Here is a 21,111-nt window from a genome sequence, read left to right on the forward strand (position 1 = left end):
GATATTATTTCGTTTTAAATTCCCAAGATACTTTTTTGTTGTAGCCAAACGGCTTCCCTTTCTCTGGACTGCCCATAGCACCTCTTAGATTTCCTTTTTTGTCTCTTTTCACTTTTATATCGACTCTGGAATATTGGCCTTGTTCAAAATCGAAGCTTAGACCATCATCATCATAAAGGGTAAACTCCCCTTCCTTTGTCCCATAATGACGTATGATTAGGTCCACCTTCTCGCCCAGTTTAGGTGCTTGTCTTTGAATGGGTCGCATTGGAATTATACCGCCATCCCTAACAAATAATGGTATTTTTTCCAATCCGGGAGCTACTGTAATCACCTCGTTTTCTCCCACGAATGTGCCTTCGTAAAAATCGAACCATTTGCCTGCCGGCAGGATTACCTTTCTCTCCTTCTCCCCTTCAAACATGGGAGCTACCAAAATATTATCGCCCATCATGTATTGATCTTTAATTTCACTTTTAACGGCCACCTTATAAGGATTGTCGGTAGAATCCAATTGGCCTTCAGCCACATCCTGGTTATAAGAAAAGCCATCCACCAAATTCATGGCCCTAAACGGTGGCAAACCTTCAAAATGATATTGGGAAAAGGTGGTATAGATATATGGCAACAACTGCATTCTTAGATTGGCCACATCCCTAACCGCTGCTTCCACCTCGGGAAAGGACCATGGTTTGGTACCATCTGCCCAGGCATTAAGCATGGCCATGGGTGAAAAGCAAACGGATTGCATTCTTCTCAACCACTCTTCAGCTGTTTTGGAAGCACGCACCTCGGGGGTCCATAACACTCCAATAAAACTGCTATTTACCAGGGCTGTTATAAAATCCTTATGACTGTAGTAGTCGTTGTAAATTACATAGGGCAACGCACTGGCCCCGGCGTTGGATGCCCTGACCAAACCGTATGTTCTTTGATTCCTTTCCTTGAACCACTTCGCGGTCATATCCTGGATCAACAGGCCGTAGACCTGTCTCATTTGTTCGCCACTATAACCAGAGGGAAATGTAGCTACATCTGGCCATACCCAAAAGTCATAGCCATCCACCTCATCTATTTTATAACCACTGACCCCTATGTTCAAATGATTTTCAACAAAGTGGGCCTTAAAAATATCTCTTGTTTCCTGAAGCATCAAATCGGGAACAATACCATTCCAAACCGTATGGGAAGCTGAAAGATCTTTCATTTTGGGATATAATGACCCTACTGGCGACACAAAGGGATTCAACCATAAATTGGTGCGAATTCCTTGGTCAAGCAGTTCATTGTTGAACTTTTCCGGATCTGGAAACCTTGTTCTGTCCCATTCAAAAGTGCAGGGATATGACATACTGTGCCATCCTGGCTCCACACCAATAAAATCTAAGGGAAAATCGTGATCTTCAAATTCCTTCGCTTCCCTAACAATATCGTACTGACTATAAAGTGTAGGTACTCTTTGGGTAAATCCGAGCCCCCATTTGGGAGGAATATAACCTCCTCCATTAAATAAATTATAGCGTTGTACCGCTTCCATGGGCGAGGATCCCCCATACACATAAACATCGGTTCCCTTGGCCGGTACCAAAATTTCCACAGCATCGGAATAAGGTTGGGCCTGCCATTGCCGATCGGTATTCCTATCCCGTAGTACGGGTTTGTCATCCGCATCTACCCGTACGCCTGTCCCGGCATAAACCGTAATATATCTGGCAGCATCAATTAAAACCCCATATCCCTTGGAAGAAACATAAAACGGAACCGGGGCATGGGTACGCCCATCATCCCTTCCTCCATAATGATCCACGTGCAATTGCATGATACGGCCTCTCTGGTGTACCGTCTTAAAATTGAGTCCCAAGCCATAAATTTGCTCTTCCCTGGTCAGTGGAAATTGCAAATAGGTCTTCCCATCTATGACCTTGGTTTTAATTTTATCCCTTTCAAACGGAAAAATTGCCAAAGGCAATTGACTAAGTGCTTCCTTCTTGGGCTGCACATCAACTGCCTTTAACAGGCTAATATCCTCTGGCTCCCCAACACTGGCTTTCCAAATTCCATTTTCAATTTCGGTCCATTCCAACTCCTGTCCATATCCCGTGGAGACATATAAGCTAGTTATAAGGCATAAAATAATTACATGGAATTTGGAATTCATGCTAGTTGTATTTTTAAAATTAAGTATCCACCACAAATTTAGGTAGACCAACAAAACCATTGACCTCTCGACTCCGCTCGAGTGGCACTTTGGGATTAAACAAACATTGCCCGGTCTAGCGCATCCCGATAGCTATCGGGAGAGACCTGAACGACTCTTAAAATATTATATATTATTAGAATAGACCCGTTCACAATTTGTGGGGTAGATTCCAAATTGGTTTAATCTTATTTCCCGCTATATGCCTTTGCAGTTTGTTTGGAACTTCCAAGTCCTTCGATGCCCAATTCTACCACATCGCCTGCTTTTAAATATTTGGGGGGATTAAATCCAAGCCCTACACCAAAAGGAGTCCCTGTTGAAATAATATCCCCTGGCAACAAGCTCATAAACTGACTGATATAGCTTACTACTTCTTGAATGTTGAAAATAAAATCCGAGGTAGAACTATCCTGAACCTTTTCCCCATTTAATTTTAACCACAAGTTCAGGTTATTGGGGTCCTTAATTTCATCTTTTGTAGCAATGAATGGTCCTACAGGCGCAAAGGTGTCGCAACTTTTACCCTTCACCCATTGTCCTTCACGTTCTATTTGAAAGGCTCTCTCACTGTAATCGTTGTGCAGTACATATCCGGCAACATGATCCAAAGCATTTTCTTCCGAAACATAAGATGCCTTTTTACCGATTACCACTGCCAATTCCACCTCCCAATCCGTTTTTTTGCTTCCTTTTGGAATGACAACATCATCATTAGGTCCTACAATGGCAGAAGTAGCCTTAAAGAACAATACCGGCTCTTTAGGCACTGCCATACCGCTTTCAGCCGCATGTTTTGCATAGTTTAGACCCACGCAAACAATTTTTGATGGTCTAACCAAAGGAGCTCCTAACCGAACGCTATCGTTCACCTTGGGACAACTACTTTCATTTCCTGCCAACCATTTTTTTAATTGTTCCAATCCGTCTGTTCCAAAGAAATCCTCATTGTAATCCCTTCCGAAGGCAGATACATCCAATCGGGTACCATTTTCCAATTGTACACCTGGTTTTTCCTTACCTATTTCTCCAAATCTTATTAGTTTCATTTGTTCCTGTTTATTGAGTTACTATTTATATATAATATTTGTTACGGTTTCCTCTTTCATGAAATAAACATTCAAATTAAGCAATTTTCAAATATTCAAATCAATTATAAAACACTTCCAATTGCTTCCAATCCTTACTTCCATATCCTTCTTGATCGTTCGTTTGCTTCTCTCCTGGATTGCTTCTCCCATTTTCTATATAGGAGACCATTAATCTGGTCATTGCACTTTCCACTTCATGAAACTGTCCATAAACATTATTTTTCTCCTGTGGGTCCTTGCTTAAATCGTACAACTGGAATTTTGGAAGGTCCTCTATCCCTTCCGAATTAGGTTTGGGCGCACTCCACCCACCAGATCCAGGGCAAAAAATCATTTTCCAATTATCCTTTCTTATTGCAAAACTTCCGTTGATCGAATGATGCACTGTAGCCTCTCTCCTATACTCCTTGGAAGTAGGGTCATTGAACAAAGGCATCATTGAAAAACTATCCTCCCCTTCAGTATCTTCTAAATCAACACCTACTATTTCCGCGCAGGTAGCCATTAAATCTGTTGTGCAAATGGTTTTATCCGATTTCGAATTGGGCTTGATTTTGGCCGGCCATTTTACCATAAACGGCACTCTATGTCCTCCTTCAAAAATATCGGCCTTATGGCCCCTTAAAATTCCATTGGGACTATGTCCCTTTGCTAGCATTTCATTAATATCGGCCGCAGGGGAGCAACCATTATCGCTAGTAAAGATAACAAGTGTATTTTCTTCAATTCCCGCTTCCTTTAAAACCGTCTCCAATTGTCCCATATAGGCATCGATCATCATCATAAAATCCCCATAAGGATTTAAATCACTTTTTCCTTGCCATTCCTCGGTCGGGAGAATTGGGGTGTGGGGCGATGGTAGCGCCAAATACAAAAAGAAGGGATCCTTTCCTTTGGATATATTTTTGATATAATTAAAGGATTTTCTAAAAAAGTTGGGGGTGACATCATCAAAAATAAAGTCGCTTGCAGTTGGGCCCTTCCTCCACCATCCATATTTAGTCTTACTTTCGGTAACCGTATCCGGTACCATGGTAGGCATTCCATTTTCCACATACACATATGGCGCCATATCCAAGGAACCACAGTGCCCATATGAATAGGTAAAACCAAGGGTATTTGGAGAGTTGCCGACTTTCTTAGAGAAATCTATATTATCAAAATCTTCTGGGTTCCAACCTTCCCCAGATTCCACTTTAGAATCCTTTAGTGCCCAATCCCATCCCAAATGCCATTTACCAATAAATGCCGTTTCATAGCCTTCCTCTTTAAGTAAAGAGGCGACAGTGGTTCTGCTTTTTGGAATCAAAGCATTGGAATTACCCGTAAGAACACCACTTTTAATTGGACTTCTCCAATTATATCTTCCTGTAATTATTCCATAGCGAGTAGGAGTACAGACCGAGGAGGAGGTATGGGCATCGGTAAATTTCATTCCTGCCGCCCCCAAGGCATCCAGATTAGGCGTCTTTATCCTGCCTTCAGGATTGTAAAGGCTAATATCCCCATAGCCAAGATCATCGGCCAAAACATAAATAATATTAGGACGCTTTTCCTTTTCCTTAGAATTTCTAAATGCAAATCCGTAGGCCGCACCACCAATCAACAAGGCAATTAATATATATTTATACAATGGCTTCATAGGGCTTTGTCTTTATTTTTTTGTTGATAATGATATTTCCTTTTCCTTCTGATTTCTAAATATAGTAAGATTCAATTTTCCTTTCCAATTATTGTTCTGATAAGACTTCATTAAGTCGGCCACCGAATTAATTTCAGTTCCTTCAGCACCTACTATGACATCCCCAACCTGGAGTATTGAATTTCCAGCAACGCTTTGTTCATCCAGCGAAAGAATTAGAACCCCAGCAGTCTTATCGAGGCCGGAGGCCGAGCGTTCTGCCATAGTGAGAATATTTTTAATTTTGGCGCCCAACCAGTTAAATGTAGCCGACTCTTCACCGGTATTGCCAAAAAACATGGCAGGTATTGCTGGGGTCTCGGCCAAGGGCCTTAGGGCAGTATTGGCGACCCCAAAGCTATCCATATCAAAGTTCTCAAATCCAATTTTAATGGCTGGTGATTCCTCTCCTACTGAATAATTTCCAATTTTCGCATCTGTAAACAGTACATCACCGAAAATGCTATGTTGATCTACCCCTTTACGCTGGGTTTCCAACAATGTTTGCTCATCAGGAAATAGATTATAATCCACTTCCTTGCCCCAATCCTGTAATCTTATATCCTTGTGTTCCGTAAATACAATATTGTGTTTAAAAACATCTCCGCTGTTCTTAAACCAGACATGCGGGTGGAACCCATTATTTATCATGATGTTATTCTCCACGGTGCGTAAAAATCCTTCCCTCAGTTTAATTCCCCCATTTAAACACACATTGTTGTATATATGATAATTGGAGGATCCGTCGTCCAAATCTATATCCCAGCCGTGATCGCAACGAAATCTATTATTCCTTATAACCGTAGTGTGTATGGCGTCCCATTTGGGCATCTCCGGACTAGCGGCCACAATTTGATTTAAGGATTCGCGATTTGGATGCCAAAATCGGTCCCTGCCCCAAGAATTAAAAGCGCCATGATCTCCAGATTCCAGCACAGTATTGAAAACATCGTTGTATTCGATTATATGCCCGCCCCAAGTACCATCACCGATATTGATTCCTGCCCTAGGAACATCATAAATACTGTTGTGGCTTACGGTAATATCCATGGCCATGGCAATCTGCACGCCAGCCGTTTGCTTTTCCACTCTTCCAGTGCGATGAATCAAGTTATTTTCTGCAACCGAATTACTGGGATACTTATTCGTCTTTGGCCCGCGAACGGTGTCCATTTGCGCCAAAGGAACAAATTCATCATATTGGAACGAAGGCGATCTCACTGCTTCTGGACTACCCACAAAACTGATGCCCGATGCCCCACATTCATGAATATGATTATCCGAAATGGCTACGTCCCTGTTGAAGTTACTAACCACAATGGCATTACCACCCAAATTTGTCAATTCACAATTGTTGACACTTACGTTTTGAGTCCCTTCAAGAAAAATGGCCGCCCCTCTATATATGGTCCAATCGCTTCTTAGCAATGGCTCATATTCTTCCATAAAAGTGCGCTGCGTATGCTCAAATTTTATTCCACTTATTTCAATGTCCCTAACCGGATTTTCTTCACTACCTACAATTTCCACCAAATGCTTTAGTTGCACCCCTTCTATCAAGGCATTTCCAAGGTCAATTCCCTCAGTAGCCCAATAATATAGGCGGTAGTCCTTATCCAAGAACCACTCCCCAGGAGCATCCAATTCTTCGAATACATTTTCTACCATCCGATACTTGGTATGCATTTTTGAAGGCCGATTATTTTGATGCCCTCCTAACAACATAAGTTCTCCATTTTCATCAATCCCTGTGGAAACGTAATGGAATCCTCCCCACTCCCCACTATGCATGGCATGTACTATGGCTCCTTCTGGGTTGACCCAGTTTTTTATTCTTTCCGGGGATATGGCATCCTCAGCGTGACCTTGCCAATGTCCGGCATTTTCGTCGTAATTGGGGTAACGGGATAATATTTGCTGATTTCCATTAACAAAAAGCTGATCAAATTTGTCCTCCTTCTGTAACTGGGCAACAAAAATATGATCATTGAACTTTTCCCATTTGGGATTGAGCACTTTGGAACCTTTAACCATTGTTTTTTCCGCTCCCTCCCCAATCAATTTCAAAGGTCCAAATTCTGGCAGGATCCTTATAGGTAAATTTAATCGATGTTGACCGGCCATCATGTGAATGGTCAAGGCATTTTGTGCCCCTTCCCTTCTTAGTTGAGCGACGATATTGAGTCCTTCTTCAAGCGAAGTAAAAACCAATTCTCCCTTTTTAATTTCTTCTCCATTAGAAGATATGTAAATATCGGACACGGTAGGCGAGCACCCTATTAAGAATAGGGCAATTACAAAATTATATAACGCTACTTTTTTCATTAACTATTAAAAAGTTATACTCTTAATCCAATAAAAAATCCAATTCCGCAATGGCTGCAGTTTTCCCATTACCAGCTATTTCCTTGGATTCAATTCTGATATATCTGGTACTTATTTTAGACTGGAACATATGCGTTCTGGTCGTAGGATCATTTATTAGATTTCCAAAGCCAAAATCCGAAACATTATTCCACGATTTTCCGTCCGAACTAATTTTTACGACACCCCTTTCCAACATTCCTTCGGACGAGGAAGTTTGTGGAGTATAGGTAAATCCGGTTACAGCATATTCCTTTCCAAGATCGATATTGATATAATGTACCTTGGAATTTGCGGCGGAACTCCAATAGGTACTTTGGTCGCCGTCAAAGGCATTTTGAGCGGCATATTCCCCATCAACACTATCCACCCCAAGGACTGTCCAATCCATTTTGATGATTCCGAAAAGCTGTGAAACTATACTACCCAATTGGCCATTCACTTCTGCAATGGCCTTCACCTCTCCTGAAGGTATTTTAAAAGCTTCATTGTAAATTGGGGAGGCCGCAGTGGGATCACTGCCGTCTGTAGTATAATGAATTTTATAACCGGAATTTATGTTTGCCGCAACATCTTCCCCATGGGGTTTCCAACCAAAAGTGTCCTTTTTGGGCGATATTGTTACAGAACCATCTACCGATCTTTCGACACTAAGTTGTGGCGGCCTAGCCTTGTAATAATGTGCCGAAATGTTTGCAATAGCGGGATAAAAGCGGGATTCCAAGATTCTAATCCGCAATTTTTGGGTAGTAACTTCCGGGAATCGTAAAATGCGATTATAACCAATATTCGTGGCCGTGGCAATTTCTTTCCAGGCATTGTCCACCCATGCGTCTAAAGCGTGCTTTTCCACACGTTCACTATGAGTATCTACAGCCTCTTGAATTGCCAATCTATTGATGGTGATAGGAGCATTGGTTTCAATAATTACCTCCTGGGCGCCTTCACCCAACACTTCAAAACTGGATAAGTCGTCATCCAGGACAGCTTGGGGTCCTATGGCCCCCGATAGAAGATCAACACTGTAAGTTTCATTGATTCGTTGGCCAACTTCTTCCAATACCAAAACATCCCTTGGTGAAAACTTACCTTCCCTATTGGGCGGAATGTTCAACAAAAATGTTGAGTTCCCACCAACCGATCTCTCATAAATATCGAACACGTCATCCGTACTACGGACTTTCTGATCCGTGTCATCCCTATAAAACCAACCTTCACGAATGGAAGTGTTGGTTTCTGCCTGTTGATAATGTAGGTATTTTCCTTTGTAAAGATCTCCCCTACTTCCCAAGGATTCGGCCGTTAGATCTGGAAAGCTGTTCATTTGGTCTGGGTCTTCCTGATAAGGAATCACATTCCATTCCGTATCCCTAGTGCCACCAGATTCATTTCCGCACCAGCGAATATCCTCCTTGCCAAAAATGACTGCCTTTGGTGCCAAAGCCCTTATCAATTCCTTCCAGGCAAGATAGGTATAGGTCTGGCCGCCCTTTCTTTTAGGGTGGGCCCCATCAAACCATACTTCATGAATAGGCCCGTATTCTGTAAGCAGCTCAAACAATTGGTTTAAGAAATACTCATTGTAATCGTCAACTTTAAAAGTAAAGGTGGTATTGTTCACGAAGGGTCTTCCTTCAACTTGCCTAGGAATGGTTCTCTCCGTATACTCACTTAAATTGCCATATAGTCCATCCTTATTTTCTATTTGAAACAAATCGGCAGGGGAAAGATATACCCCTAATTTAAGACCGTATTTTTTACAGGATTCGGACAATTCTTTGAGGACATCACCTTTTCCCTCCCTAAAAGGGGAGGACATAACTCCGTGTTTTGTATATCTACTTTGCCATAGTACAAATCCATCATGGTGCTTGGCGGTGAAAATCACCATTTTCATCCCGGCATCCTTCATAGCCTTACACCATTGGTCGGTATCCAAATTTTGTAAATCAAATATTTTGGGATCTTCCATCCCATTACCCCACTCCATTCTAGTAAAAGTATTGGGGCCAAAATGAATAAAAGCAATAAACTCGTTCCGTAAGGCTTCATACTGGTTTTGGGTGGGCACTACATGGGCCGCCTTAATCAAAATGGAATCATTACTATCCGTTTCATGGACATCAAGAGTACTGGACACTGGCATCAATAAGGCATTCAGCCCAGATTTCTGGGAACAAGCCGTCAAAAGAGTTATAATTGCTACGTATTTAACTAATTTATTCATTTAGTAATAGTTGATTGTTTATAATTCCGAACATTTAAAAAGGGGGCTGTTACTAGTTTCTTTTTTTTTAAAATGGAACTAAATCATCAAATTGATATCTAGCTCCATTTTAAAATCAGTCCAGCAACAGATATTCCAAATAATCCTATCCGTTCAACTTTATATAACCTCCATCGATAGGAAAATCGGTTCCTGTAATAAAGGAAGCCTCATCTGAACATAGATAAACTGCTAAATTGGCCACCTCCTCGGGTTTTCCCATTCTTCCTATGGGTTGGGATTGGGACAGTTTCTCGAACATTTCCGCTTCTTTTCCAGGGTAATTTTTATTTATAAATCCGTCAACAAAAGGGGTATGGATTCTAGCAGGTGAAATGGTATTGCACCGAATACCTTTATCCAAATAATCCTTGGCTACGGAATAGCTCATAGTGAGTACCGCTCCCTTGGACATGGAATAGGCAAAGCGGTCCGAAATACCTACGGAAGAAGCAATTGAAGCCATGTTTATAATAACCCCACCTTTCTCCTTCATCCGGGTAATAACCGCATGCATGCAATTATAAACTCCCTTGATGTTTACATTATAAATGCGATCCATATCCTCTACTGCTGTACCTTCCAAATTTCCCACATGGGCTATTCCGGCATTGTTCACCAAAATATTTATATACTTATCTGCGCCTATAGTGGAAATTATTTGCGCCACCTGGGCACTATTGGAAACATCACAGGCGTGAAAGGCTGCCTTCCCGCCCTTGGCTTCTATTTCCCCAACAACACGTTCTCCGTTTTCTGCATTAAATTCCAAAATGTGCACATCGGCTCCTTGGCCGGCAAACGCTTTGGAAATAGCTTCACCAATACCACTGGCGCCACCGGTGACTACAGCTGTTTTGTTTTCTAAACTAAAAAGTGACATATATTCTTCGGATTATTGATCTTATTTACTACTCTACTTGATTTCCTATTATTTGGCAATTACTTCATCCTTCCAAATTACACCATCCGGAAAACTATAATCCTCCAAGGATTGTTCCTTCATCGTAATACTGTAGCCAGACATTGAGGGAGGCATATAGGCACCATTTTTAATAACCACTGGGTCATAGAAATGTTCGTGCAAATGATCCACATACTCTATAATACGATTCTCCAGGGAACCACTTATTGCAATATAATCAATCATGGATAGATGCTGCACATATTCACAAAGTCCAACTCCACCGGCATGTGGACAAACAGGTATTTTAAATTTTGCTGCCATCAAAAGTATGGCCAAAATTTCATTTACCCCTCCTACTCTACAACTATCGATCTGGCAGATTCCAATGGCGTTGGCCTGCATTAATTGTTTAAACACCACCCTGTTTTGACAGTGCTCACCGGTCGCCACTTTTATAGGGTGTACGGCCTTTGCAATTTTTGCATGTCCCAAAATATCGTCCGGACTCGTTGGCTCTTCTATCCACCATGGATCAAACTTCTTAAGCTCCGCCATATTGGCTATCGCCTCGTCCACATCCCATTTTTGGTTGGCATCCATCATCAGTTTTAAATCGGTACCGATCTCTTCCCTGATAATTCCTGCACGGCGCATATCATCATTTAAATCTGACCCTACTTTTATTTTCATATGCTTAAAGCCAGCCGCTTTGGCCTCTTTGCAAAGTCTCCTCATTTTGTCATCCGAATAGCCAAGCCAGCCTGCGGAGGTAGTATATGCAGGATACCCATCCTGTAATAATTTATTGATTCTTTCCTGTTTGGATGCCTCTTTACCCTTAAGCAATTCCAATGCTTCCTCAGGGGTAATGGCATCTGTAATGTAGGTGAAATCTATACAGGACACCAATTCTTCCGGCGTCATATCTGCCAAGAGTTTCCAGAGTGGTTTCTTTTCAACTTTGGCATAAAGATCCCAAACCGCATTGACCACAGCACCTGTCGCCAAATGAATCACCCCCTTTTCAGGGCCTAACCAACGCAATTGACTGTCGCCTGTAATCATCTTCCAGAAAGCTCCCATGTTTGCAGTAAAACTCTCCAAAGACTTACCTTTTACCAAGGGCGCCAAGGAATGAATTGCCGCAGCACAAAGTTCATTGCCCCTACCAATGGTAAAGGTCAACCCATGCCCCTCCAAGTCTTCGGGATGGTTGGTTTTTAAAATTACATAGGCCGCAGAATAATCCGGGTCTGGATTCATGGCATCTGATCCATCCAGGGATCTGCTGGTAGGAAATCGGACGTCTTTAACCAAAACATCCGTAATAATTATTTTGCTGTTCATTTGGAATAATATTATAGAAACAAAACTAAATCCAAACCATATCTATAACCACCACTAGAAGCACCAATTCCGATACTTTTTTGACCGATATTGGGATTTTTGCTAATTTTGAGTATGAAGTTTAATATAATCTGAGGGAGACATGCCTGTGATTGACTTAAAATGTCTATTAAAATTTGAAATGTTATTAAAGCCCGACTCATAACAAACCGGGGTTATGTTATTCTTATTTTCTATAAGCAATTTACATGCATACCCAATTCGTATTTCATTTAAATAGCGTGTAAAGGTTTTTCTGTGGATTCGTTTGAAAAATCTACTGAAGGCCGAGGGGTTCATTTTAGCAATTTCCGCCACATCCTTAGAGCCAATAGGTTGGTTGAAATTCTTGAATACAAATTCATAAATTTCATCAAGGCCTTTATTATCCGTTTTATTAAAGGAATTCAAAAACCCAGGGCTGGACAATAATTGGTATTCCTCATGATTTGCCAATTTGTACAAAATCTCAATAAACTTGATCGTTTTTTCAAATGGCTCCAGGCTATGCAGTTTCTTAATTTTTTCAATAACCTTAAGGTCGATATTCGAAAATTTTATTCCTTGGGCAGCTCTTTTTATCAATTGCAATATAGGTTTCATCTCTATGGCATCCAAAAATGCCAACCCTAGGAAGTCCTCCTTAAAATGAATGGCAATGGCTTCCGAAACCAAGTCCGAACCGGCTTCAAAATACAATTCATCATTAAGCCACATATGGGGCAGGTTTTTACCGATCAATACAAGATCACCTTCAGAAAATTTTTCAATTCCGTCCCCGATAAAACGGGTCCCTGTACTTTTTGCAATGTAAACCAATTCCAATTCCGGGTGATAATGCCAAATTTTTAAGAAATGGGAATAACGATTTTGTGTAACAGTAAAGGAACTGTTCTGTAAACTGGCCCTATTAAGAAGGTGTAATTTCATAAAAAGATAAATAAAAAAAGGCTTAATGAGATTTTAAATATACATCATTTTTTACATGGATTAAATATTGGCAAAAAAAGTATTGCTAAATGTTCAATTTTTAGTTGAATTGAAAGAAAATTCCCCCTAATTTCGAACGATACCTTTTAAAACTATATATTTCTCAAAAAAAATATCCGTAAATTTTTTAATAAAATTCTAATCTTGTAATTGTTTTCGAAATGTCAGGACAACCCTTAGACCAGTTATTAGCTTCCTTAGTAAAAGGAAATAGGTCGGCATTCAAGACAGTTTTTGAACTGTATGAAAAAAGGTTGTTTTATTTTATACACGCGATAACGAAGTCGGATTATGCCTCGGAAGAGATCCTACAGGAAGTATTTATTAAGATTTGGACAAAAAAGGACACCATTGATCTTGATCATAGTTTTGATGCCTTCATTTTTACAATTGCAAAAAATGCGACTTATAACTATTTAAGAAGTATCGCCAACCAGGAATCCCTTAAGAAGGAATACTGGAAGAACATCAGCTTTTTAAATGAGGAAACAGAAAACACCATTTTACTTGGTGAATACGAGGATATAGTAAACGATATCCTCCAACAAATCCCCACTCAAAAACGAAGTATTTTCGTATTGTCCAAACAACAAGGCAAAAGCAATGAGGAAATTGCCAATCTTTTGGGGATAACACAAAAAACGGTGAAAAACCACCTTTGGAAAACCCTGCAAATCATCAGGACAGAGTTAAAACCTCATATGGCAGACACCATATATATTCTTCTTATAAGTCTACTTCTTTCCGCGTAATTTATCTATTTCGCAAAAAATACATTTCCAATTTGGGACTTTATCATTTTTGAGGTGTATTACTTATATAGACCACAATAATACTATTAAAATACTGTAGATGCAGAACGAGAATAAATTGGATATGCTCTTCCAGAAATTGGTGGACAATACCATTTCTAAAAAGGAATTGGATTGTCTAACAGAGCTTATTAACAGCTCGGATCTGGATATAATTAAAAATGAAGTTTGGGCCAAACACTGGGAAAATGTAAAAAATGGAAACCTACCCCATAAGAAAAGAAAAAATGAGGATTCCAAAATTCTATTGCAGAAAATACTTTTTAAAATAGAAGACCTTGAAAACAAAAAAAAAGTTAGAAATGTAGCTCCTTATAACAATATTAAATATTGGTCCGCTATTGCAGCGACCTTATTATTGCTGGCAGGCATATACTTTTTTAACCAAAAAAACACTGAATTGCCTTCTACACCTGTTGTAATACAACACAATCCAAATTCAGACGCAATTACATTGCAATTGGACAACGGCACCATTGAAACAATCTCTGAAAATGGGAAACGAAAGATTACCACTACAAACGGAAATTTGATTGCCTCACAACAGGGAAATTCATTACAATACACAGGCACTGAAACTCAAAACAAACTCGTATACAACACTTTATATGTGCCCTATGGTCGCCAATTCGACCTTGTCCTATCCGATGGAACCAAAGTAAAGTTGAATTCTGGAAGCTCCATTAGATATCCAGTAAATTTTCTAGCTGGAGAGGAAAGGAAAGTGTTCTTAAATGGAGAGGCCTTTTTTGATGTCGCCAAAGACAAGACACACCCTTTTATTGTAAATGCGGACCAAATGAACATAAGGGTATTGGGTACACAATTTAACCTTTCATACTATCCGGAAGATGAGGACATCAGCACTGTGTTGGTTGAGGGTGCCGTGCTGCTTTACAAAGAAGGTGCCGACATAAGAACAAACTCTGCCTCCCAGCTGGTCCCTGGACAAAGTGCCGAATGGAACAAAATCAGCAATACGATGACCATAAAGGAAGTGGATACCGATCTCTATACCGCATGGGTCGATGGGTATCTTGTGTTTAAGGCCGCCCCCTTTTATAGTATTAGGACAAAATTGGAAAGACACTTCAATATTACCATAGAAGATAAGAGTGGACGATTGGAAAATCAAATATACACGGCTACATTTAGAAATGAGACCATTATGGAAATCCTGGAAGCTTTTAAAGAAGATACACCCTTTGAATTTATAAAGGAGGGTTCTAAAATTATAATACTCAATTCAAATACTAATTAAAAAAAGAATGCCAATGAAAATAAAATAAAACCATGTGCACTAAAAAATCACTTTTACAAAAAAACCGGAAAATGTTGGCGCATTCCCCGGCATAAGAAAGTGATATAAACAAATGAAATGTTTAATCACCAAACCTTTACAAAAGTATGAAAAAATTAAATTTAGTCGGGCCTTTCCATGCGGATTGGCTAAGCAAACATCATTTAAAGATGAAACTAACAACTCTTTTACTAATAGTTTCTCTGTTTAAAATTCAGGCCAACACGTACGGACAGAACACAAAAATTACATTAAACCTTAAAAACGTTAGCGTTCAACAGGTTTTTAATGAAATTGAGTCACTCTCGGATTTTAGGTTTCTGTACAATCATGAAAAGGTCAATTTAGGGAGAACTGTTTCCGTTAACGTGAATAAAGAGCCCATTTCAAATATTTTGGAAGATTTATTTGAAGCTACGGATATTTATTTCAGCGTCAAGAACAAGCAGATTATTTTAAAAACGGGCAAAACAAATAAATCCATTGCCCCAATAAATAATACCGTTGAACAACAAACTGTAAGCGGAACCATTAGCGATTCGGACGGCAACCCCTTACCTGGGGCGAACATTGTGGAAAAAGGGACCACTAATGGGGTTACAGCCGATTTTGACGGTAATTTTTCACTTGATGTGGCCAATGAGAATGCAACCCTAGTTATTTCCTACATAGGATTTGCATCCAAAGAAGTACCGCTTAATGGACAAACTACCATAATGGTAAATTTGGAAGAAAGTGCCGCTGGTTTGGACGAAGTAGTCTTGATCGGGTATGGTTCACAAAAGAAAAGTGACCTCACCGGTGCAGTGGGCTCCATTAAGTCCGAAGAATTGGCGGAAAGACCGGCATCTTCATTGAACCAGGCCATGGCCGGTAAGGTAGCAGGTGTGAACATAACCTCCGGTTCTGGACGACCAGGAGGTAGAACCGTAGTGCGAATCCGTGGTAATACCTCGGTAAGTATCGCCAATACCCCACTCTATGTAATAGATGGTGTTATCCTAAATGCGACCGGTTTATCTAACGGAAGTACCCCTATAGATTACCTGAATCCCAATGATATCGCATCCATTGAAATTTTAAAAGATGCTTCCGCGACAGCAATATATGGAGCCAGGGGCGCCAATGGTGTGATTCTTGTATCTACTAAAAAAGGAACAACTTCTGGTGAAACACGTCTTAATTACGATGTGGATTTCAGTATAGGAACTTTACCTAAAAAGCTTAATCTGTTGAATTCAGAAGAGTTTCTTCGTGTTGAGGAAATTGCATATGCCAATGCTGAAAAATTTGACCCGGATGGATGGGCAGGTGGAAGATATACCGACCCTAGATTAAAGAGAACCGACCCAAGGCTTTTTGATGGCAGTGGTAATCCACTTTATGATACCGATTGGCAAGATGAAGCCATTAGGGATGCTATTACCCAAAATCACCAACTTTCATTTACAGGTGGTAACCAAAAATCCAATTTTGGACTGTTTATGGGTTTTAGGGATGAAGAAGGACTTATTGTGGAATCATGGCTGAAGCGCTATTCAGGTAGATTTACTTTGGATACCGATGTTACCGACTGGTTAAAAGTTGGGGGCAGCCTAAGCTACAACGACCAAGACGAAAAGCAAGTAGACCAACTAGGAGGCGGTGGTATTACCACCATGCGTCAAGTATATGAGGCCCTACCTATTATACCGGTCCGTTATGAGGATGGCACTTGGGGATCTAACATACACTATCCTGGAATGGAAGGTGGTGGCAGCCCAGTGGCGGTTGCGAATGATCGTAGATATTACCTCAAGACCCAGACCGTTTTGGGTAGCTTCTACGGCGATATTAAATTCAATAAGAACCTTCAATTACGAACTACCTTAGGAACCAATATCATTAACCAAAGAAACGATTATTACGGTGGTAAGGACCTAAGATATATAGCCTTGCCCGATGGTGCCGCAAGTGTCTCAAACTCACGTTATAATTCTTGGCAATTTGAAAACTATTTGACCTATAACAAAGATTTTGACAGCAATAATTCCTTAACGGCCATGGCAGGACTTTCCTGGCAACATGTTGATCAATTCAGTTCACTGGCATCGACCCGAGGATTTGCCGATGACTTTTATGGCTTTAACAACCTTGGTGCAGGGTCTAACCCCCAGACACCAACGTCGAGCAAAATTGCTTACGGGCTAAACTCATATTTTGGGCGTGTCAACTATAACTACATGAACAAATATTTGTTGACACTTACAGGTAGAGCCGACGGATCTTCTAAATTTGGACCAGAAAATCAGTTTGCCTTTTTCCCATCGGCTGCATTGGCCTGGAGGGCTTCCGAAGAGGATTTTCTCTCACAGAACGAAACCATTTCCAATCTTAAAATTAGGGCTAGTTATGGTACAACAGGTAACTCTGAATTACCAGCTTACCAAGGATTAGCCGGCTTGACCAATGGTTCGGTAATTTTTAATGGCGCCCGCTCGGCTTATACTGTCCCTGGGCGTATGGCCAATCCAGATTTAAAATGGGAAAAAACGGAACAGGTAGATGCCGGTATTGAATTAGGCCTGTTCAATAATCGTATCGGGTTAGAGCTCGATGTGTACCGAAAATTGACTTCCGATATGCTCCTTAATGCTCCGGTTCCATCTTCAAGTGGTTTTACCAATGTATTTAGAAATGTTGGAAGTTTGGAAAACAAGGGTATAGAAATTAATTTGAATACTGTCAATTTTGATAATGAACTATTTGGATGGAACAGTAACTTCAATATTTCAATCAATAAAAACGAAGTAACTGCACTTTCAGGAGGTTCCGATATTTTCTTGGGGTCTACCTTGATCCGCGTTGGCGAACCTGTAGGTACATTCTTCGGATATATTGATGAAGGTACGTGGAACACCGATGAGGCAGCCCAGGCAGCTATCTATGATAGATTACCAGGTGATATCAAATACCGTGATCTTAACAATGATGGGGCCATCAATAGTGATGACCGTGCCATCATTGGAAAAGGTATTGCCGACGGTTTTGGAACCTTTTCAAATACCTTCAGATATGGAAATCTTGAGCTACTGGTAGACTTGCAGTTTCAATATGGCAATAGTGTAATGTACCGTGACGAACACTCTGCCGAAGACCGTCAAACAATTGCAAATAGCTTCGCGACCGTCTTAAATGCGTGGACTCCGGATAATCAAGATACCGATATTGCCCAGATAAGACCAATTGCTGCTGGATATGACACCAACAACGATTCAGGAAAGTTAAAGGATGCTTCTTTTTTAAGAGGAAGAAATTTAATGCTTTCCTATGTCTTCAAACCTGAATTGGTAGAGCGTTTACACTTGAATCGTCTTAGGGTATATACCTCGGTGCAGAACTTTTTTGTAGCCACGAAATATCCAGGGTACGACCCTGAAAGTTCGAATGGTGGCGGAGCTTTCGATCAAGGATTCTCTCTTTATGATTATCCAAGACCTCGAACTTTTATGCTAGGATTAAATGTTGGACTATAACCATATAAAAGATAAAAAAATGAAAATCTATAAAAACTTTATAAGAGCTATAGCCGTCGTAACCGCAATATCAAGCATTACGGCATGTAGTAATTTTTTGGATGAAGAAGATGAATCCAACTTCACATCCGACACTTACTTTACCACGGCTGCACATGCCCAGAGTGCCGTTAATGGGGCATATGAACCATTGATTTCAATTACCAATAGTGGTTTTGGCGGAGGCACATGGATGATGTTAGAGTTTGCCACAGGCTTGGCCAACACCTCCTTAGGGCAGGCTACCAACATTTATTTGGTAAAGGATTTAATTAATAATTCGGACAATGGATATGGAAGCAGTTTCTGGACCGGATATTATTTAGGCATCTCAAGGGCCAACTTGGCAATTGAAAAAATACCTGAAATAAATATGGACGAAGCATTAAAGAAGAAGTATTTGGCGGAAGCGAAATTCTTTAGAGCCTACTATTATTTTGGCTTGGTACGCATGTTCGGAAACATTCCCATCATCACCAATTCGGTAGATTTGGGGTCGGAGCAATTGTACCCTGAACAATCTTCGCCAGAAGCGGTCTATGACTTAATTGTTAGCGATCTTACAGAAGCCGAAAGTGCTGGCCTAGCTTGGAGGGATCTATCTGGTAGAGTGTCTCTGGGCGCAGTTAAAACCCTATTGGCAGATGTATATTTGACCATGGCAGGCTACCCCCTCCAAAAAACAGAGAATTACGCGCTTGCCGCTGCCAAGGCTAAAGAAGTCATTGATTCGGACGTGTTTGCCATTTTTGACACCTATGACGAATTACATGACCCTGCCACTAAGAACACAGGGGAATACATCTTTATGACCCAATTCGCGGCAGGTATTCAAGATGGAAACTGGCAGCCGGGAATTTTACCATATAACTTGGGAATTTCGGCCTATTCGGCACAAACCGGGGGTATCTTTTCCACAAATGAGTTTGTAGCCTCCTACGAGGTGGGGGATAAACGGGCGGAAGAAAAGCAATTCTATTTTAACAGTTATACTTTAGATGCCGATCGCAACACCAGTGTCAATCTTGGAGCCCCGTATATCTTTAAGCATTTTGATATTGCAGCGCAAGAAGGAAGCGCCCAATCTGACTTGAATTGGTGCCTATATCGCTATGCCGATGTATTACTGATGTATGCGGAAGCAGCTAATGAAGCTGAAAGTGGACCTTCAACTGAGGCATATGATGCTGTGAACGAGATCAGGCAACGTGCTGAACTGTTGGATTTGACCGGTCTTTCACAGGCCGCCTTTAGAGATGCTGTACAGATAGAGCGAATTCATGAGTTGAGTTTTGAAAATAAAACATGGTATGACATGGTGAGATGGAGAAAAGCGTATAACCCTGAAACCAATGTATTGGAAGATTTTGTGGGCCATAACTTTTCTTACTTGCCAAATAAAGCGCTAACAGCGAGAGAACTATTGTTTCCGATACCAACATCTGAAATGCAGAACAACCCGAATCTAGTACAAAATACGGGCTACTAACTAATGTTGCCCTGAAAATGACTCAAATATGGTATTCAAAAAAGGCCATAAAGCTTTTCAGTAATTATTATACAATTCTTGAAGCCCAAAAGCATCAAGAACCAAGGTAACTAAACAAGACACGGGCAGGAAATTCCACCCGTGTCTTTGTTTATAGATAGTTATATCTAGAAGGTCTTAACACAATTAACACTACTCAAGCTTACTGGATAGGTAAGCATGATTCCATATCAACCCCTATAACCTTTGTGCAATCAATCCAATTATATTGACGATTAAATTTCCAAATGTAGTTATCTAAACCCATCGCTATTTAAGGTCCTGGAAGTACAAATCAGGGAAAATTGAAATGTACCTTTAGGAAATAAATCCCAAACCATTTAGAATGGCTTTAAAAAACTGCTTTTAGCTTAGGACAAATCCAACATTTAGTCTTTCATAATTATTATCCGTATTTAAGATATATACCATAAAACGTACTACTATGTCAAAAATGCAAAAAAAATATCAGTGTTTGTCAGTTAATTGGTAGCGAACCAACAACTAACCACTTATCTTGCATTAGATTTCATAAGCGAAATTAATTGTTAAAATATTAGAGTTTTAAAGTTTCAGGTTCACTCCAAGTTCCTCTAAATGGACCTGATAAAGATTGAGTTGAGTTAGTTTTGAAAAATCCGGATACCGTTTAGGTTCCGGATTTTTTTTGTCAAGTCGTAAAGATTATGCAGTTGTACTATGGATCATGCTTATTTGTTGTGTTTCTTCAAAAATTAGGATGAACATAATATTTCGTGTTTTTTGATTTTAGCTTTATTTATTGGGCAAAATCGGATGAAATTATTATTAAAATTATTCTTTCATTTTACTCAAGTGGTTTTTATTGTTTTTAATTGGATTTCGTGAATCTTCAATTTCTTTGCTGTCCAAAGAAACCGACGCAGGAGGTTTATGAATACCTTATTCCAAAATAAACAGGCAATGAATAAAACGAAACCGCAGGTTCACGAATTCATATTTAAGAAAATAACCGGCCATGAGCTAAACAAAAGAAAAGACCCTTCTTCACTAGGT

General features: G+C 40.2%; 12 protein-coding genes. 4 read left to right on the plus strand and 8 right to left on the minus strand.

What is annotated here, in order from left to right; genetic code table 11:
- Positions 1-4 precede the first annotated feature (4 nt).
- From CWD91_RS19495 to CWD91_RS19530, 8 genes are all read right to left on the minus strand, one after another.
- Entirely contained in the window at positions 5-2,158 is a 2,154-nt protein-coding gene (locus tag CWD91_RS19495; RefSeq protein WP_103442647.1) for a TIM-barrel domain-containing protein, read from the minus strand.
- 227 nt (positions 2,159-2,385) lie between these two features.
- Positions 2,386-3,246, minus strand: coding sequence for a fumarylacetoacetate hydrolase family protein (locus tag CWD91_RS19500; RefSeq protein WP_103442648.1), 861 nt, complete (start codon positions 3,244-3,246; stop codon positions 2,386-2,388).
- A 100-nt stretch (positions 3,247-3,346) separates the two neighbouring features.
- Positions 3,347-4,930 carry a sulfatase family protein gene (locus CWD91_RS19505; RefSeq protein WP_103442649.1) on the minus strand — a complete coding sequence of 528 codons (1,584 nt, stop codon included), beginning with the start codon at positions 4,928-4,930 and terminating at the stop codon, positions 3,347-3,349.
- 12 nt (positions 4,931-4,942) lie between these two features.
- Positions 4,943-7,294 carry a PDZ domain-containing protein gene (locus CWD91_RS19510; protein ID WP_103442650.1) on the minus strand — a complete coding sequence of 784 codons (2,352 nt, stop codon included), beginning with the start codon at positions 7,292-7,294 and terminating at the stop codon, positions 4,943-4,945.
- Positions 7,295-7,316: 22 nt separating this feature from the next.
- Positions 7,317-9,560: an alpha-L-fucosidase gene (locus CWD91_RS19515; protein ID WP_103442651.1), complete on the minus strand. Its 2,244-nt coding sequence runs from the start codon at positions 9,558-9,560 to the stop codon at positions 7,317-7,319.
- A gap of 145 nt (positions 9,561-9,705) precedes the next feature.
- Positions 9,706-10,482 carry an SDR family NAD(P)-dependent oxidoreductase gene (locus CWD91_RS19520; RefSeq protein ID WP_103442652.1) on the minus strand — a complete coding sequence of 259 codons (777 nt, stop codon included), beginning with the start codon at positions 10,480-10,482 and terminating at the stop codon, positions 9,706-9,708.
- Between the two features lie 48 nt (positions 10,483-10,530).
- Positions 10,531-11,853 carry an L-fuconate dehydratase gene (locus CWD91_RS19525; RefSeq protein ID WP_103442653.1) on the minus strand — a complete coding sequence of 441 codons (1,323 nt, stop codon included), beginning with the start codon at positions 11,851-11,853 and terminating at the stop codon, positions 10,531-10,533.
- A 102-nt stretch (positions 11,854-11,955) separates the two neighbouring features.
- On the minus strand, positions 11,956-12,822 hold the full coding sequence (locus CWD91_RS19530; protein ID WP_103442654.1) for an AraC family transcriptional regulator: 867 nt from the start codon (positions 12,820-12,822) through the stop codon (positions 11,956-11,958).
- A 221-nt stretch (positions 12,823-13,043) separates the two neighbouring features.
- Here CWD91_RS19530 and CWD91_RS19535 point away from each other — a divergent pair, with 221 nt between their 5' ends.
- From CWD91_RS19535 to CWD91_RS19550, 4 genes are all read left to right on the plus strand, one after another.
- Entirely contained in the window at positions 13,044-13,634 is a 591-nt protein-coding gene (locus CWD91_RS19535) for an RNA polymerase sigma factor (RefSeq protein ID WP_103442655.1), read from the plus strand.
- Positions 13,635-13,734: 100 nt separating this feature from the next.
- Positions 13,735-14,955, plus strand: coding sequence for a FecR family protein (locus CWD91_RS19540; RefSeq protein WP_103442656.1), 1,221 nt, complete (start codon positions 13,735-13,737; stop codon positions 14,953-14,955).
- A 146-nt stretch (positions 14,956-15,101) separates the two neighbouring features.
- The gene (locus tag CWD91_RS19545) at positions 15,102-18,509 is read left to right on the plus strand and encodes a TonB-dependent receptor (protein ID WP_103442657.1); all 3,408 of its coding nucleotides are present in this window, start codon (positions 15,102-15,104) and stop codon (positions 18,507-18,509) included.
- A 19-nt stretch (positions 18,510-18,528) separates the two neighbouring features.
- The gene (locus CWD91_RS19550) at positions 18,529-20,037 is read left to right on the plus strand and encodes a RagB/SusD family nutrient uptake outer membrane protein (RefSeq protein WP_103442672.1); all 1,509 of its coding nucleotides are present in this window, start codon (positions 18,529-18,531) and stop codon (positions 20,035-20,037) included.
- Positions 20,038-21,111: the final 1,074 nt, after the last annotated feature.

It is taken from the genome of Arenibacter hampyeongensis, from assembly GCF_002909255.1.
In the GTDB taxonomy this organism is placed as follows: domain Bacteria; phylum Bacteroidota; class Bacteroidia; order Flavobacteriales; family Flavobacteriaceae; genus Arenibacter; species Arenibacter hampyeongensis.

What these genes read in the sequence shown, in the direction of transcription:
- CWD91_RS19495 (WP_103442647.1), bottom strand. Translation starts at nt 2,158, where the DNA reads ATGAATTCCAAATTCCATGTAATTATTTTATGCCTTATAACTAGCTTA.
- CWD91_RS19500 (WP_103442648.1), bottom strand. Translation starts at nt 3,246, where the DNA reads ATGAAACTAATAAGATTTGGAGAAATAGGTAAGGAAAAACCAGGTGTA.
- CWD91_RS19505 (WP_103442649.1), bottom strand. Translation starts at nt 4,930, where the DNA reads ATGAAGCCATTGTATAAATATATATTAATTGCCTTGTTGATTGGTGGT.
- CWD91_RS19510 (WP_103442650.1), bottom strand. Translation starts at nt 7,294, where the DNA reads ATGAAAAAAGTAGCGTTATATAATTTTGTAATTGCCCTATTCTTAATA.
- CWD91_RS19515 (WP_103442651.1), bottom strand. Translation starts at nt 9,560, where the DNA reads ATGAATAAATTAGTTAAATACGTAGCAATTATAACTCTTTTGACGGCT.
- CWD91_RS19520 (WP_103442652.1), bottom strand. Translation starts at nt 10,482, where the DNA reads ATGTCACTTTTTAGTTTAGAAAACAAAACAGCTGTAGTCACCGGTGGC.
- CWD91_RS19525 (WP_103442653.1), bottom strand. Translation starts at nt 11,853, where the DNA reads ATGAACAGCAAAATAATTATTACGGATGTTTTGGTTAAAGACGTCCGA.
- CWD91_RS19530 (WP_103442654.1), bottom strand. Translation starts at nt 12,822, where the DNA reads ATGAAATTACACCTTCTTAATAGGGCCAGTTTACAGAACAGTTCCTTT.
- CWD91_RS19535 (WP_103442655.1), top strand. Translation starts at nt 13,044, where the DNA reads ATGTCAGGACAACCCTTAGACCAGTTATTAGCTTCCTTAGTAAAAGGA.
- CWD91_RS19540 (WP_103442656.1), top strand. Translation starts at nt 13,735, where the DNA reads ATGCAGAACGAGAATAAATTGGATATGCTCTTCCAGAAATTGGTGGAC.
- CWD91_RS19545 (WP_103442657.1), top strand. Translation starts at nt 15,102, where the DNA reads ATGAAAAAATTAAATTTAGTCGGGCCTTTCCATGCGGATTGGCTAAGC.
- CWD91_RS19550 (WP_103442672.1), top strand. Translation starts at nt 18,529, where the DNA reads ATGAAAATCTATAAAAACTTTATAAGAGCTATAGCCGTCGTAACCGCA.